The organism is Methylosinus sp. H3A, from assembly GCF_015709455.1.
In the GTDB taxonomy this organism is placed as follows: domain Bacteria; phylum Pseudomonadota; class Alphaproteobacteria; order Rhizobiales; family Beijerinckiaceae; genus Methylosinus.
In genome coordinates, this window is the sequence record NZ_JADNQW010000005.1 from 1,776,979 (window position 1) to 1,791,509 (window position 14,531).

The 14,531-nt window shown below is 61.3% G+C and carries 13 protein-coding genes; 7 read left to right on the forward strand and 6 right to left on the reverse strand.

Annotated features, from left to right (window positions below):
• Window positions 1–4: 4 nt before the first annotated feature.
• The 3 genes from IY145_RS11325 to IY145_RS11335 all read right to left on the reverse strand — a co-directional run bounded on the left by IY145_RS11325 (window position 5) and on the right by IY145_RS11335 (window position 3,542).
• A complete protein-coding gene (locus tag IY145_RS11325) occupies window positions 5–1,294 on the reverse strand; it encodes an efflux RND transporter periplasmic adaptor subunit (protein ID WP_246721972.1) in 1,290 nt (429 codons plus the stop codon).
• Window positions 1,257–1,898: a maleylacetoacetate isomerase gene (gene maiA / locus IY145_RS11330; RefSeq protein WP_196408310.1), complete on the reverse strand. Its 642-nt coding sequence runs from the start codon at window positions 1,896–1,898 to the stop codon at window positions 1,257–1,259. The genes IY145_RS11325 and maiA overlap by 38 nt, the downstream gene beginning before the upstream one ends.
• Before the next feature lie 93 nt (window positions 1,899–1,991).
• Complete coding sequence (locus IY145_RS11335) at window positions 1,992–3,542, reverse strand: MFS transporter (protein WP_196408311.1); 1,551 nt, start codon at window positions 3,540–3,542, stop codon at window positions 1,992–1,994.
• Window positions 3,543–3,699: 157 nt separating this feature from the next.
• Between IY145_RS11335 and IY145_RS11340 the strand changes: the two genes are divergently transcribed.
• The 3 genes from IY145_RS11340 (at window position 3,700) to IY145_RS11350 (ending at window position 5,957) form a co-directional block, all read left to right on the forward strand.
• A complete protein-coding gene (locus tag IY145_RS11340) occupies window positions 3,700–4,635 on the forward strand; it encodes a LysR family transcriptional regulator (RefSeq protein ID WP_246721973.1) in 936 nt (311 codons plus the stop codon).
• A gap of 162 nt (window positions 4,636–4,797) precedes the next feature.
• Entirely contained in the window at window positions 4,798–5,223 is a 426-nt protein-coding gene (gene panD, locus IY145_RS11345) for an aspartate 1-decarboxylase (protein WP_196408312.1), read from the forward strand.
• Window positions 5,224–5,411: 188 nt separating this feature from the next.
• The gene (locus IY145_RS11350) at window positions 5,412–5,957 is read left to right on the forward strand and encodes a heme-binding protein (protein WP_196408313.1); all 546 of its coding nucleotides are present in this window, start codon (window positions 5,412–5,414) and stop codon (window positions 5,955–5,957) included.
• A 297-nt stretch (window positions 5,958–6,254) separates the two neighbouring features.
• Here IY145_RS11350 and IY145_RS11355 read toward each other — a convergent pair whose 3' ends face one another.
• Window positions 6,255–8,516, reverse strand: a complete 2,262-nt coding sequence (locus IY145_RS11355) for a TonB-dependent receptor (RefSeq protein WP_196408314.1) — start codon at window positions 8,514–8,516, stop codon at window positions 6,255–6,257.
• Between IY145_RS11355 and IY145_RS11360 the strand changes: the two genes are divergently transcribed.
• Entirely contained in the window at window positions 8,479–8,862 is a 384-nt protein-coding gene (locus tag IY145_RS11360) for a hypothetical protein (RefSeq protein ID WP_196408315.1), read from the forward strand. The genes IY145_RS11355 and IY145_RS11360 overlap by 38 nt on opposite strands.
• 400 nt (window positions 8,863–9,262) lie before the next feature.
• Here the strand turns inward: IY145_RS11360 and IY145_RS25710 are convergent, their stop codons facing one another.
• Window positions 9,263–10,240 (reverse strand): NAD(P)-dependent oxidoreductase, encoded by a 978-nt coding sequence (locus tag IY145_RS25710; protein ID WP_196408316.1) that lies wholly within the window; start codon window positions 10,238–10,240, stop codon window positions 9,263–9,265.
• A gap of 252 nt (window positions 10,241–10,492) precedes the next feature.
• Window positions 10,493–11,455 (reverse strand): LysR substrate-binding domain-containing protein, encoded by a 963-nt coding sequence (locus IY145_RS11370; RefSeq protein ID WP_196408317.1) that lies wholly within the window; start codon window positions 11,453–11,455, stop codon window positions 10,493–10,495.
• Between the two features lie 436 nt (window positions 11,456–11,891).
• Here IY145_RS11370 and IY145_RS11375 point away from each other — a divergent pair, with 436 nt between their 5' ends.
• From IY145_RS11375 to IY145_RS11385, 3 genes are read left to right on the forward strand one after another with little or no spacing between them, the layout of a single operon-like run.
• Complete coding sequence (locus IY145_RS11375) at window positions 11,892–12,629, forward strand: outer membrane protein (protein WP_246721976.1); 738 nt, start codon at window positions 11,892–11,894, stop codon at window positions 12,627–12,629.
• A 1-nt stretch (window position 12,630) separates the two neighbouring features.
• Window positions 12,631–13,548, forward strand: coding sequence for an ABC transporter permease (locus IY145_RS11380; RefSeq protein ID WP_196408318.1), 918 nt, complete (start codon window positions 12,631–12,633; stop codon window positions 13,546–13,548).
• Entirely contained in the window at window positions 13,548–14,375 is an 828-nt protein-coding gene (locus IY145_RS11385; RefSeq protein WP_196408319.1) for an ABC transporter ATP-binding protein, read from the forward strand. Before IY145_RS11380 ends, IY145_RS11385 begins: the two co-directional genes overlap by 1 nt.
• Window positions 14,376–14,531 lie beyond the last annotated feature (156 nt).

The window sequence follows — 14,531 nt, forward strand, 5'->3', positions numbered from 1 at the left end:
GGTTTCAGTTCCGCCCGACGGCCTCGGCCATCCGGCCGGACTGCGCCGTCACTTTGGCGCCCGGGCGCGCGAAAATCAGCCCGTTGATGATCACGCGATCCGCTGGTCCGATCCCTCGCTTGACGACCCGCATACCCTCGATGGACGCGCCGACCTCGACATCCTTCGGCACGACCGTTCCTTCGGCGGAAACAGTCATGAGAAGAGTGTGCGATTGGTCGGCGCTCAACGCCACCTCCGGCACGAGCAACGTATCGGTTTCCGCGGCGATTGGCACGCGCAAGCGCGCGAACTGGCCCGGAGCGATGAAGGAATCTGCGTTCGGCACGCTGACTCGGGCATGGATGACGCCGCTCGCTCGATCGAGCTCGTTGTCGAGGAAGTCGAGCCGTCCTCTGCGTGTCCATTCCTCCTCGTCGCTGAGCGCAATTCGAGCGAGTCGGTCGGGTCTCGAATCGGAGTGGAGATGACGCTGATACGCGACGTAGTCGGACTCGCTCATATCGAAATCGAGATAGATCGGATCGAGCGACACGACCGTCGTGAGGAGGGTCGTCGCACCGCCCGATTGCCCGCCAACAACGAGATTGCCGGGAGAAACACGCCGCGTGCTGACACGGCCCGAGATCGGAGACCGGATACGAGTCCATTCGAGGTTCAACTCGCCAGAATGGACGGCCGCCTCGGCTTGCTGAAGCGCGGCTTCCGCCGCTTGCTTTTGCTGCACCCGCTGATCATGGGTTTCCCTCGACACGTAATTGCGCTCACTCAGCGCAGAGCTGCGCTCCAGCTCCTTTTTCGCGAGCTCGAGCTGCGCGAGCGCGATGCGACGTTGCGCGTTCGCTTGCTGCAGTTGGATATCATAGGGCCGCGCATCGATGACGAAAAGCAGATCCCCCTTCTCGACGAGCTGCCCATCGCTGAAGTGGATCTCCGTCAAATAGCCGCCGACCTGCGCGCGGATCTCGACCCGGTCAACCGCTGAAAACTGGCCGAGGAAATCCGTCCAGGGCGCCAATCGCCGTCGTTGCGGAGTGCTGACCGTCACGGTCGGGGCTGTCGCATCGGTCGCGGCCGGAGCCTGGGCCCGCGGCGGCCCCAAGTAGAGCGCGAGGGCGCCGCCCGCCGCCAGAAGTAGCAAGAAAACGACGAGCCGGCTCATTCGGCGCGGCGGGGCGCTTCCAATTCGCTGCGCGCGTCGCCGCGCAGCTCCTTCGGGTTGCTTCTCGTCGACATTGGCAGACATTGCCATTCGATTACGCCTCGCCTCGGCCGAGGTTGTCGGGATGCGCATCCTGGAACGCCGGCAATTGCAGGCAGCCCTCCACGATCCGCGAGATCAACGGATAGGCGTTCAATGAAATGCCGAGCTGTTCTGCGACGACAGCCTGCGGAACGAGCGCGATGTCTGCGATGGTGGGACTGCCTCCGTGACAAAATCGGCCATCTTCGGCAGAAGTGGCGAGATGTGTCTCGAAAGCTCGGAAGCTCACATGCAACCAGTGGAGACGCCACCTCTGAACGGCCTGCTCGTCCTGGCCGCAATCGTCTCGCAAGCGCTGGGCGACTCGCTTCGTGACGAGCGGATGCGTGTCGGCGGCGATGAGCTGAGCCAGCGCCCTGACCCTGGCGCGCGCCAATTGCTCTCTCGGCAGGAGCGGCGGCTCGGGCTTCTTCGCATCGATATATTCGATGATGGCGAGCGACTGAGTGAGGACTGCGCCGTCGTCCTCCAGCGCGGGCAGCAGGCCCTGGGGGTTGACGGAGAGATAGTGCGAGTCGCGTTGTTCGTCCCGCGTCAGGTCGTGCGACACCGTCTCGTAGCTCAAGCCTTTCAGGTTGAGAGCAATTCGGACACGGAACGACGCCGAGGAACGGCCGTAGGCGTGAAGCTTCATCGCGTTTCCCGATCGATTTGCGTCGCGCATCCGCGCAGCCGAAATCGGGCGCGCACTCCGGGGCTCACCGTCGGCGCGCCTCGATGCGCGCCTTCAGTTGCTACGGTTGTCGACGGAGGGGCTCGTCTCGATAGGCGTTCCGCGGCGGCTGGCCGCGCGGCCTCGTCCGAATGTCACGGCGCTGAAAGCGGCGAAAATCCAGATGCCGAGACCGCCATAGAGCATGACGAGGCCGAAGCCGTGTTCGAGCGCCCCACGAAGAGCGTCCGCCGGCGCCACCGTCTCGGCGAGAGCGACGCCGCCAGCGGCGAGCTTCGACGCGAGCGTGCGCAATGTCTGCGGGTCGCTGTCGGGAAGCAGATCGTGCAAATGCGACAGAATGCCGTCCTGCAAGACGAGACCCATCACGGCGATGTTGATGGCGAGCGTGATGAGCCTGGCGCTCATGTCGATGCCGGAGGCCATGCCCGCGCGGGCGCTCGGAACCGAGCCCGTGGTGGTGTTGGTCACCGGCGTGTTGGTCAGCCCCAGTCCGATGCCCGCCACCAGGCTGCCGGGCAGCATGGTCAGCCAGCTGGCTTCCACGGCGCTGCTGCCGAGCTTCATCAGGATGAAGCCAGAACCGATGACGAACAGTCCGGCCGGAATGACGATGCGGGGCTGGTAGCGAAGCGAAAGGCGCTCGGCCACCGGAGGGAGGAGAAGCGTGGGAAGCGTATAGGCGAGAAGCGCGAGGCCCGCCGCGACAGCGTCATAGCCGAGCACATTCTGAAAATATATGGGCAGGTAGATCATGAACGGCCAGAAGCTGAAGTTCATGCCGACGGAGCCGAACAAGGCGCCGGAGAAGTTCCGGATCCGGAAAACGGAGAAATCGAACATCGGATGCGGATTCCGAATCTCTGCGACGAAGAAGACGATGAGGCTCACCGTCGCCGCTCCGAGAATGCCGAGCGCCGCGCTGCTTCCGAAGCCGAGCTCGGAGCCCTGCGTGATGAAGAAGACCAGTCCGAGCACGGCCAAGGGCAGCGTGACGACGCCGATCGAATCGAGCGTCTTCGCCTGCGGATCCCTGGACTCCTCGACGCTGCGGAAAACCAGCAGCAGGGTCACGAGCGTGAGCGGCGCGTGGATCAGAAACACCCATTGCCAACCAACAAGGGCGACAATGCCGCCGCCGATGATGGGCCCGAAGCCGAGACCGACGCCGAATATGATGCCCCAGACGCCAAAGGCTCTGCTTCTTTCTTTCCCTTCACTGAACTGATGCGAGAGAATCGCAATGAGGCAGATCAACATTGCGCCACCGCCGATTCCCTGAAGAAACCGACCGGCGATCAGGAGCGGAACGCTCTGCGCGAGTCCGCATACGAGGGACGTCGCGCCGAATAAGATCAGCGAAAGCACGAAGACGCGTTTGCGACCGTAACGGTCGGCCAATGTTCCTGCGGCCATCAGCACCGAGGTGCAGGCGATCGTATAGGCGTTCATGATCCACTGCATATCCCTGAAGTCGCCGACGAGAGCCGTCTCGAGGATCGGCAGGATTACCGGGACGCTGGATATCTCCAGGCCGAACATCAGGGCCGCCAGACAGACGGCGGCGAGAGCGATCCCATTCTTTCCCGGGAGGAAGAAGGCCATTACATTTTCCTTCCGCGCTTGGTTCCGATGGGCGAGGCGCTCGTCGATCGGGAGCGTTCGAAAATACACAACCCAAAGTGTTAAATAGACGGGTTTGCGCCTATTGAGATTGGCACAAAGGGGGCGTATGATGAAAATGATATAATTTCGCGAACTCATGAACAGCGGTAATGGATTGATGGCCGTCGACTTCGATCCTACGGTTCTGCGAGCCTTCGTCGCCGTCAGCGAGGCGGGCAGCTTCACGCGCGCCGCGCAAAGGCTCCACCTGACGCAATCCGCGGTCAGTCATCAAATTAGAAAGCTCGAGGATCAGATCGGTCGGCCGCTGCTGTTGCGGACGACGCGTAGCCTGGTCCTGACGGAGGACGGCGGCGATTTTCTGGGCCACGCCAAAGACATTCTCGAACGGCTCGATGCTTTGGCGCTGAGGTTCCGTCCGTCGCCGATCTCCGGAGTCGTCCGTTTCGGCGTGCCCGAGAACTTCATGAGCGAGCGACTATCCCCGCTTCTCGCTCAGTTCGCCCGCGCTTTTCCCGAAGTGCGGCTCGACGTGAACGTGAGCACCTATCTGGACCTGCAAGCGATGGTCAAGGGCAAGCAGCTCGACCTCGCGGTGGCGATGACCATTCCGGGTCACGAGACTCTCGGCGGCGATGGCGCCGAGGCGGTGATTTGGCGGACCGAGTTCGTATGGGCAGCGACGGACACCTTCACAATTCGGCGCGGCGCCTCGATCCCTATCGCTTTCGCGCCGTCCCCTTGCGTCAACCGGCAGGTGGGCATCCGGGCCTTGGAGGACACGCCCATCGAGTGGCATATCGCTTATACTTCGGCGAGCCAGCAGGGGATTCGCGCCGCAGTGCTCGCTGGTCTCGCCATCACTGTGGTGACGCGCGGGGATATCCAGCCGCGCATGAAAGTGGTCGATGGCTCTTACGGCCTGCCGCGCCTGCCGCGAGCCGATTTCACGCTCGTCTGGAGCGTCGGCGAGAAGAGCGCGGCCGCCCGGGCGTTCGGGCGTATGATCCTGAGCCAATCTGAAATTCCGCCTGCGCCGGGCGCAGTCGAGCTGCTGGACGAGCCTATGTGACGGAGACCCGCGCCGTCGCTCCGCATTTCGCCACGGCGTCGGAGAGAAGATGACGGTCATCTGATGGCGCACGCGCGCGATCTCAGACCTCGATGGGAGAAATAAGCTCACGATATGAATATGTTCAAATTAGATATATACAACGGTTAGAGGATGTTTCGCATGTACCGCGAAATGATGAAATCCAAGCTACATCGCGTCACAGTAACACACGCCGATGTCAACTATGTCGGTTCCATCACGATCGATCGTGATCTGATGGACATGGTCGATCTGTTGCCGAACGAAAAAGTCGATGTCGTAAACATCGCGAACGGCGCCCGTCTATCGACTTATGTAATCCCGGGGAAGCGCGGCTCTGGAGTTATCGGCATCAATGGCGCGGCTGCGCGGATGGTCTCTCCTGGCGACGTTATTATCGTGATAGGTTATGCGCTCGTTCCCGGCGATGAATTGCCGAGCTTCAAGCCTGCCGTCGTTTTCGTCGACGGCCGAAACCGACCGATTCTGTCAGGCGACAATCCGCTGGCCCTGCCCGAGGACGGCTGCGCCCACGATCTTTCCCGGCCGGCGCTGGCGGAAGAGTAATCGAACGTCCGCTCCGGCATGAGGCTGACAGTCGATCGAGCGCCGCCCGCCTCGTCACAGGCCTGCATGGCCTCGACATCGAGCACCTCACGACCGACGGCCGTAGATCATGATCGTCGAAACATCTGCTCATCGCCCGAAGTCGTTCTCTCTGGCGACAGCTTTTCAAGCGCGAAAGGATGAACCAAATGCGGCCGACCGTGAATTTTTTTTCCTGGCGCAGACGGCTCCTGATTCGAGGGGCGGCGATCTGCCCGCTATTTGCCGACGCGACGCTCGATGCATCTTTGGTTCGCGCCGAGCCTCTGACCGTTCATCATATCTCCGCGAAGGCCGCCAACGAGGCGGTCATGGAGGCCGTCTCGGCCTGCGCGCAAAAGGGTTACGCAGCAACCGCGACCGTTGTCGATCAGGACGCGGTCCGGCTCGCGGTTTTGCGCGGTGACGGCGCGGGAGTGCATACGGCGGACGTGTCGTGGGGAAAGGCCTACGGCGCCGTATCATTCGCCCCGGTGTATGGGCAGGAAGACAGCGGCTCTGTGGGGAGGTTGAAGCTCTCCCCCGGCTCGAGCTTCCAGGTTCCAGATCACATGGTCCTTCGCGGGGGTGGGGTTACGATCAAATTCGGCTCGGAGGTCGTCGGGGCAATCGGCGTCAGCGGGTCTCCTAGCGCCGACCTGGACGAGACCTGCGCACGAGCCGGATACGAAAAGATCAAAGCCTCGTTCAAATAGTCGGTTTCTGACGAGGTCGTCGCGCGCGACGCCTCGGTGAATGGCTCCACGATCCCGCACTCCGTAAAAGGGCGGCGATGATGCATTCCGCCGCCCCTCGACCGGCCGACGTCGCGAATGATGCGACCGACCGAGGGAAGGCGACCAATACGCACGCCGTCTACCGCCGACTTTCGATCCCTGAATCTTCGGTTCCAGGCTTCGATCGACTCCATTCAGGAATCGGCCGCCGTCCGAAACCATCATCTTTTACGAAACTCCACGAGCGGCCGCGCTCGCTCGAGATTTCGCCCCGCCTCACCATTTCGTGGCGATCGTCACTCCCGCCATCAGCGGATCGCCGGCCACGCCCACGATCAATCCCGCACCCACCCCGCTCGTCGCCGAGACGTTGAGGAAGTAGCGCTTGTCGAGCGCATTATGCACCCAGCCCGTGAGCTTCAAGCTGTCATCGTCGGTTTTGACGCCTATGTTGAAATTCAGCAAGCCGTAAGAATGGATGATGCTGTAGATCGAATCGGGCGCGTCAGAGAAGTAGGAACTCTGCCAGCTGAAATCGGCGCCGAAGAATCCGATCGCTGCTTTTTCCACGAATGGGATCTCTTGCCCGAGTGGATGGCTGTATTCGCCTCCGGTGGAGAAAGCCCATCTCGGCACGATCGCGAGACGCCGGCCGGTAAAGTTGCATGTCTTGTAGACATTCGACTCCTCGATCGGACAAGGAGCCGACTCGAACGAAGCATAAAAGGCGTCGTTGAAGACGCCCGAACCGTAGAGATTCAACCCCTCGATCGGTTGCGCCCGCAAATCCGCTTCCACGCCCCGTGAAATCACTCGCTTCGCATTCGCCATATAGGTCGTGATCGACGTCCCAGCGGGGCTCAAGGTCGCGAGATTGGTGATGTAATTGCGGTCGTTCATCCAGAAGCCGGCGAAATTTGCGAGCAGACGGCCATCGAACCATTCGCTCTTTACGCCCAGCTCATAGTTATCGATTTCCTCCGGCTTGATCGCCGTGCTCGCGCCCGCCGGCAAAGCTGTCCAAGAGGCGTTGGGGCCCCCGGGACGCACGCCGCGGGCATAGGTCGCGTATGCGGTGATATCGGGCGTGACCTTGTATGAGGCCGACAGCAGCCCGGAAAGCAGCCCTTGACGCGTGCTCTTGTAGTAAGACCAATAGGCGGGAGTGCCGTAGACACTGTTTCGTAATGCCTGCGCGCTCGCCTGCTGGTCGGGCGTGAGATCGTCGAACGACCGTCCGTAGGTCTGTCCGGTGGAAGTCGACGATCTCGCAGTATACGAATAGCGCAGACCCGTGGTGACATCGAACTCTGGCGTTATGTGCCAGATCGCTTGCCCATAAGGCGCGACGCTGTGACTTTCTGGATTGTTGTAGGAGTCGAGGCCGGCGCCGTCGAGAGCCGCTTTGGCGATAGTCGTCGCGGCCGGCGTCGTCGGATTGCCGAACCAGACACCCGCCTGATCGCCACGATTGAGCGCCGCCCAATTGCGGAAAATATGCCAATAATAGAACAGGCCCGCGTTCACGTCGACGAAATCTCCTACCGAGGTCGCGACGCTCAGATCCTGTTGCACGGATCGAGCGCTCGGGAGCCACGCCGACTGCCGCTGCACATCCACATTGATGCTGGCGTTGTTGTAGCCGTGGAAATGAAAGTCATATTGGCGGAAGGCCGTCAGCGAGGAGAATGTGTAATCGCCGATCTTGTATTTGATGTGCGCCGACGCGCCGTAGCTCTCCACCGCCTCCTGGGGATAGTTGGTGGCGAGGTCGTTGGTGAAATTTGCGAATCCATAGACGTTGATCGGCAAATAGCCGACCCTGGCCGATCTGACGAAGAAATTATTCGGTAGCGGAGCGCCGTTCGAATAGTTGACCATGGCTCCGTTCGTCAGCCGCGCGACGTGAGTTTCGTCGTGGGAATAGTCGACGCTGAATCGCGCGCTCAGATCATTGCTCGGCTGCAGCAGAAGCTGCGCGCGGCCGCCCTTGTCACGAAAATCATTGTAACGATATGACGGGTTCAGAGTGCTATAGACATAGCCTTGTCGATCTTTCCCGAAAACCGCGACGCGGAAGGCGGCCCAGTCGCTGTCGAAGACAGGGCCCGTGACACTTCCCTTGATTTGGACGAAATCGTAGCTTCCGGTCGAAACGTCGAGCTTCGTCTCCTGTGTGGAAGATGGCGCGGCGGTCGATATATAGACAGCGCCGCCTGTGTTGTCGAAGCCCCCACGCGTCCCTTGAGGCCCTTTCAGAACGCTGACTCCGCTCATGTCTGGAATATCTGTCGTCCAGCTCCCTGGCAGAGGCAAATAGACGCCGTCCACATAGATCCCGACGCCGTTGAATATGCCCATCACGGGGGTGCTGTTCGCATTGCCGACGCCGCGAATGTTGAAGGTGCTGCTATTCAGATTCCCATATTTGTAACTCAAGCTCGGAACGAGCTTTTTCACCCCTTCGAGATTGGTGATCTGCAAATTGTCGAGTTGATCGGTGGTGACGATCGTCGCTGCGACGGGCTTGTTTTGCAACGCCCTCCCCTGCTGCGCCGAATTCGACGGGGAGCCGACGACAACATCCTCTATCACGGCGTTATTCGCCGGCGACTCCGCGCGGGCCGCGCCGCCGGATGCGATCAGCATGGCGGTGAGCGCCGGGCCGATCGCCTTTCGACTTTTGTTTTTCACTTCGATCAACATCGCCTCCATCCCTCCGCGCCGCGCGGGGTCCGCCTTCGCCGACGGTTCGAAGCGTCGGATCGCGCGTTGCGGTTTTCTCGAGGAGCCGCCGTTCTTCGGGCTGGGATCGTGCGGCTGCTCGAACTCGGCTGTAGTCGCACGTCTAATTGATTGCCAAAAATTGATACTTCTGAACTGATGTATTTAGAGAGTCGATCGATCATTCACGGATGATGTGGCTCGATCTCCCATCATCTACGAACACAAGAGATTTTGTTCGCGCGCCGCCTCGTGCGGAGTTGTTCGGCTGCCGTCGGCGCGAATTTCGAGGAGCGCCTCGCCGCTCGAGCGCCATTATCGTCACGACATGCGCGAAGGTCCGAGCAGAGCAGGCGGCATCGACGCGTGCGGGATCCGCAAGCGAGCGCGCGACGATTTCCTTTTTTCCAAGACGCTGTGCGCCAGCTTCCGATCCGACTGGATCGGAAGCTGGTTTCATTTTTCTTTCGGAGCCAATTCAGACGAACGATTCCGTCCGAGCGTAAAGCGTTCCAATCGGGCGGCGCGGCATGAATGGTTCAGACCCCGATGGAAAAGCGTCAATATCCGAGTTCCGGACGGACTCGTTCGACGAGCGGCTCGCCAGCCAGGAAATTGCCGAGATTGGCGAGGAACAGTTCGACCAGCAATTGATATGGCGGCAGACCGCTATAGGAGATGTGGGGTGAAATATGCGCGCGCGGATGCCGACGGAGCGGGTGGTCGGAGGGCAGCGGCTCCGGCTCGGTCACGTCGAGGCTGGCGAATCCGACGCGGCCCGACTCGAGCGCAGCGACGAGCGCCTCATGGTCGATGACGCCGCCACGCGAAATATTGACGATATGAGCGCCCGGCTTCAACAGCTCGAAAGCGCGCGTATCGAGGAGATGGCGCGTCTGGCGGGTCAGCGGGAGCAGCACGGCGAGATGATCGGACGCGGCGAGGAGTTGCTCGAAACCGACGAACTCGACATCGGAAATAGGGCTCGGCGCCTCGCTACGGCGATGCGCGAGGATGCGAAGCCCGAACGCGCGCGCGCGTTTGGCCACTTCGATTCCGATCGATCCGAAGCCGAGCAGGCCCAGCGTTTTCCCGTGCAGCGCGCCCATCTCGCGGCGCGGACGCGTCTCGATATCGTCGTCGAGCCAGATCTCGGGAAACGTCTTCTCGACGGCGAGCAGACTGGCGAGGACGAATTCCGACAGAGGGATCGAATTCGAGCCGCGGCCACAAGTCACGATCGGACCGTCGAAAATCCAATCTGGAAACTCGTCGACGCCGACCGAGATCGTATGAACCCACCGCAGATCGTGCGGCCAGCCCTGCGGCTTCTGCTTCGGCGCGACGACGTTTTTTCCTCGCGGCGGCGCCGCGACCAACACCTGCGCGCCGGCGGGAATTTCCCACACGGCATGAGGCGTCAAGCCGATGAGCGCGACATTCGCCGGAAGATGCGGGGCAATGGCTTTTTCGAACTCCGGACCCAGTTGATGCGCGATGAGAACCGGCGAGCTGATCTTGGTCGATATGTCTGTCACAAAGGCTGCGCCGGCTATTCCGGCGTCCCTGAAGGCGATTGCCAGCTATGCGAAGCGGGGCTTGGCCGAGCTTTTGGTTCCGGACCAAGTCGCCTGTCACTGCGCTCGGGGAGCAGCCCCGCCGCGAAAAGCGTGGCGGCGACATTCCCCGCGTCGTCCCGGTGAGCCGACATTTCGACTATACAAATCGAAGGGCACGGAAATAGTAAGTAATTCTCAAGTCATTCATTATTCCCACTCGTCGCTCGCGGCTCACTCCGACACCAGGGACGTCGGAACTTTTGCCGCATCCACAGACGGTCGCGACCGTCTTCGAAGGGCCGGGCCAAACTCGACGCCGGCTGGCAGAAAGAGCGGCAACGAGTCGAGCAGCACCGATTGTAGCCGCTCGATCGCTTCGCCGCGACCGTTGGGCGTCAGATGGAGAGACAGCGGCGCCGCGCCGAGCAGACGTGGAAGATTGCTTCGCTCGTCCAGAATGGAAACGGTCTTGGGCATTCCGAGGCTCGTACGCATGGTGACGCCGAGACCTGCCTCGATCGCCCCCCAGAGGCCGGCGAGGCTGGGGCTCGTGAACGAGATGCGCCAAGGCTGGCCGGCGGCGTCGAGCGCGCCGATGCCGAAATTGCGGAACATGCATGGCGCGTCGAGAAGAACGAGAGGCAAAGGGCGTTCGGGATCGGCGACGAAGTCCTGGCGGCCGAACCAAGCCAAGGGCAGATGCGCCAGAATCTCGGCGTCGTCGTGAGGCGGGCCGATCTCGCCGAAGGTGAGAGCCATGTCGACGCCGCCCAGCACCACTTGCTCGCGCAGATCGCGGCTGCGGCCGACGACAGCCTCGAAATAGATATGTGGATGCGTGTGATGAAACGGGCCGAGAATTTTTGACAGCCAATGTTCCGCGAGGTCTTGCGGGAGCCCGAGCCGCACCGTCCCGGCGACCGCGACGCCGCGCGTCGCCGCCACAGCCTCGTCGTTGAGCGCCAGGATGCGCTGCGCGTAGCCGAGCAGGACATCGCCTGTGTCGGTGAGCGCCACACCGCGTCCGTTCTTACGAAAAATCGCTTGGCCGACTTGCTCCTCGAGCTTTTTCATCTGCAGACTGATCGCCGATTGCGTGCGGCCGAGCCGCGCCGCCGCTCTGACAAAGCCGCCGAGCTCGGTCGCGACGACCAGCGTGCGAAGAACGTCCATGTCGAGATTGGTCCGGAGCATTGATCAATTTTCTCGATGCGATGCTTGAGAAGTTTGAATTATTGGAATTTTCGAGGAAGGGGTATGTCCTCTTTCAGGCGACGGTTTAGCACGCCCCGCCGCATAAGTCTATAATATTGATAGGATTGGCGCTCGCCGAATTCGACGAGCGCGAGTCCATGGAGATGACTCTCATTTCCGTCGACTCTGGAAAGCGAGTCGGCTCCGTTCATGAAATCGGAGATTGCTGGTTCGCAATCTCCGCAGCCCGGCTCGATCGAGGTCTTCGCACATTCGTCGCTGGGTGAAATGGGCTTGTGAGTTGAAGGTGGGGTCGAAACGCCGTCGATCGCAGACGTCGGAGCAAGGGCGTTCGATCTGAGCGCCGTCGCCTGATCTTTGGTTGTGGAAACGATTTGCGCTTCTGCGCGTCCGTGAAAAGAGGAGTCCCACACCGATGTTACGTCACGTGTTCTCGGCCGCGACGGCGATGATCGCACTTGCCGGATCGGCGGCGGCAACCGACCTGCCGTCTCGCAAAGTGTCGCCGGCAGTCCTGGCGGAGTCGCCCCTCGCCTGGAAAGGCTTCTATATCGGCGGCCATGTCGGCTACGCTTGGGCGGACGACAAAGGCGCGAGCGTATCCTGGCCGGGGGTGGTCGCGCCCGTGACGTTCAGTCCGTCGGGCGTTATCGGCGGCGTGCATGTCGGCTACAACTGGCAATGGAGCCGCTGGGTCGCTGGCCTCGAAGGCGACGCGGATGGCGCGAGCCTGGGCAGCACCGTGGAGGCTCCGATCCCGCTCCTGGGCTCCGCGTCGGTCACTGCGCGTTCGCCGGTCCAAGGTTCTATACGCGGCCGCTTCGGCTACGCCTTCGACCGGATTCTCGTCTATGCGACGGGCGGCGCCATCTGGGGCGGCATATTGAACACCTATCACCTGCTGCCGATCGGCAACAGCTTTTCGACGACCCGCACGGGCTGGACCGCCGGCGGCGGCGTCGAATATGCGCTGAACGACGATTGGTCCGCGCGAATCGATTACCGTTACGCGGATTTCGGCGAGTATTACGATGGGCCGGTGAGATTCCCACTCGAGTTCCAATATCATCATTGGACGGAAAACCAGGTCAAGGCGGGTTTCAGCTGGAAATATTCCTCACCGGCGCCGGTCGCCGGCGTTGCGAAATATTGAAATGTCGCGCGCGGCGGAGGGGCCCTGCCATGAGCCGAAGCCCGGTTTCGTGAACCGGGTTTTCCCTCGGCTGCGCCACGGCGACGGATTGCGCGCGGCCGACACACGATCGGCGTCGGCGAATGACGGACGGCGTATCGCTCGGGATCTGTTTCAAAATTCGATTGCCATCGCTTTGTTCTTGCTGCTGTGGGAACTCGCGCCGCGACTAGGTCTCATCAATCGATCTTTCTTTCCACCCTTTTCAGAAATCATCGTCGAGGGATTCGCATTTGCCGCGGCAGGAAAGCTCTGGCCGCATGTGTCGGCGAGCCTCGAGCGTTCGCTGGTCGGATTCGCTCTCGGCGCGGCGACGGCGGTCCCCCTGGGTCTGTTGCTGGGCCGGTATGCGCCGCTCGAGCGTTATCTCGATCCCTTGCTGCAACTCCTACGGCAGTTCAACTCCATCGCTCTATTGCCGGTTTTCCTCTTGTTTTTCGGCGTCGGCTATTTCACCAATGTCGCCACGATCTACTGGGTCGTCGTCTGGCCGATTCTGCTGAGCACGATGAGCGGCGTGAGATATGCCGACCCTATCCTCGTCAAATATGGTCGGTCCCTATCGCTCTCCGATTGGCAGATATTCACCAAGATCATCGGGCCTTCCGTCATTCCTTCCATCATCGCGGGAATGCGGCTCGGGGCAGGCTACGCCTTTTTCATCCTCGTCGCCTCGGAACAGGTCGGCGCGAGCAGTGGTCTCGGCTATCTCGTCGAAAACGCCCAATATCTGATGGGAATTCACATTCTCTACGCCGCGGTTCTGACGCTCGTATTTTTAGGTTTCGCCGCAGATCGGTCGCTCGTCCTGCTGGAGCGCCGCCTGACGAGATGGAGAGCCGATCATTCGGACCTCCCAGGCTGGAGGGAGAGATGGTGATGAAGCCCGGACATGCCAAAATCAGTGTTCGCGGATTGCGCAAAGAGTTCCCTACGAAGGACAAGAAAGGCCGCGTCACCGGAACATTCACCGCGCTGGAGTCGATCGATCTCGAGATCGCCGCGGGGCAGTTCGTAGCCGTCGTCGGCCCGAGCGGCTGTGGTAAGTCGACATTGCTCGATATTCTCGGCGGCCTTTCGCAGCCGACCGCCGGCGAAGTGCGAATCGATGGGAGACCCGTCACTGGCGCGTCGCTCGATTGCGGCGTCGTATTCCAGCAATATGCGTTGTTTCCGTGGCTGACCGCGCTCGATAATGTGGCCTTTGCATTGGAGGCGAAGGGCGTGCCGAAGGCCGAGCGGCGCGCCATCGCCGAGCGGCATCTGGCGCTCGTGGGGCTCGGCGGCTTCGAGGAGCGCTATCCGCATCAATTGTCTGGCGGCATGAAGCAGCGCGTCTCTCTAGCGCGCAGCCTCGCGCATGAGCCGAGCATGCTCTTGATGGACGAGCCCTTCGCCGCGTTGGACGCGCAAACACGCGAAATTCTACAAACAGAATTGCTGCGTATCTGGGAGCAATCAAAAAAGACGATCGTGTTCATCACACATGGCCTCGATGAGGCTATTTATCTCGGCCAGCAACTCGTCGTCATGACCGCTCGCCCTGGCCGGATCAAGCAGATCATCCACAATCCGCTCGCCGGACGTCAAACGGGCGAAGACATACGGGCGGCGCCGGAGTTCGGGCGACTGCGCCATGAAATATGGGAATTGCTGCGCGGCGAGGTCGATCGCGCCGTGACCTTGGAACGCGAGACCGTTTCATGACGCTCGGAACATGTCCGCAGAATGCCGGATCGCCTGGCGCGTGGCAAAATATCGCCTCGTCACACGATTGCAGCGCATACCTCTGCTCGCGCCGAACAAGGCGAAGGGATCGCAGCGGAGTGCAGGTTTCGCTCACCCTCTCACTAACTTTCTCAG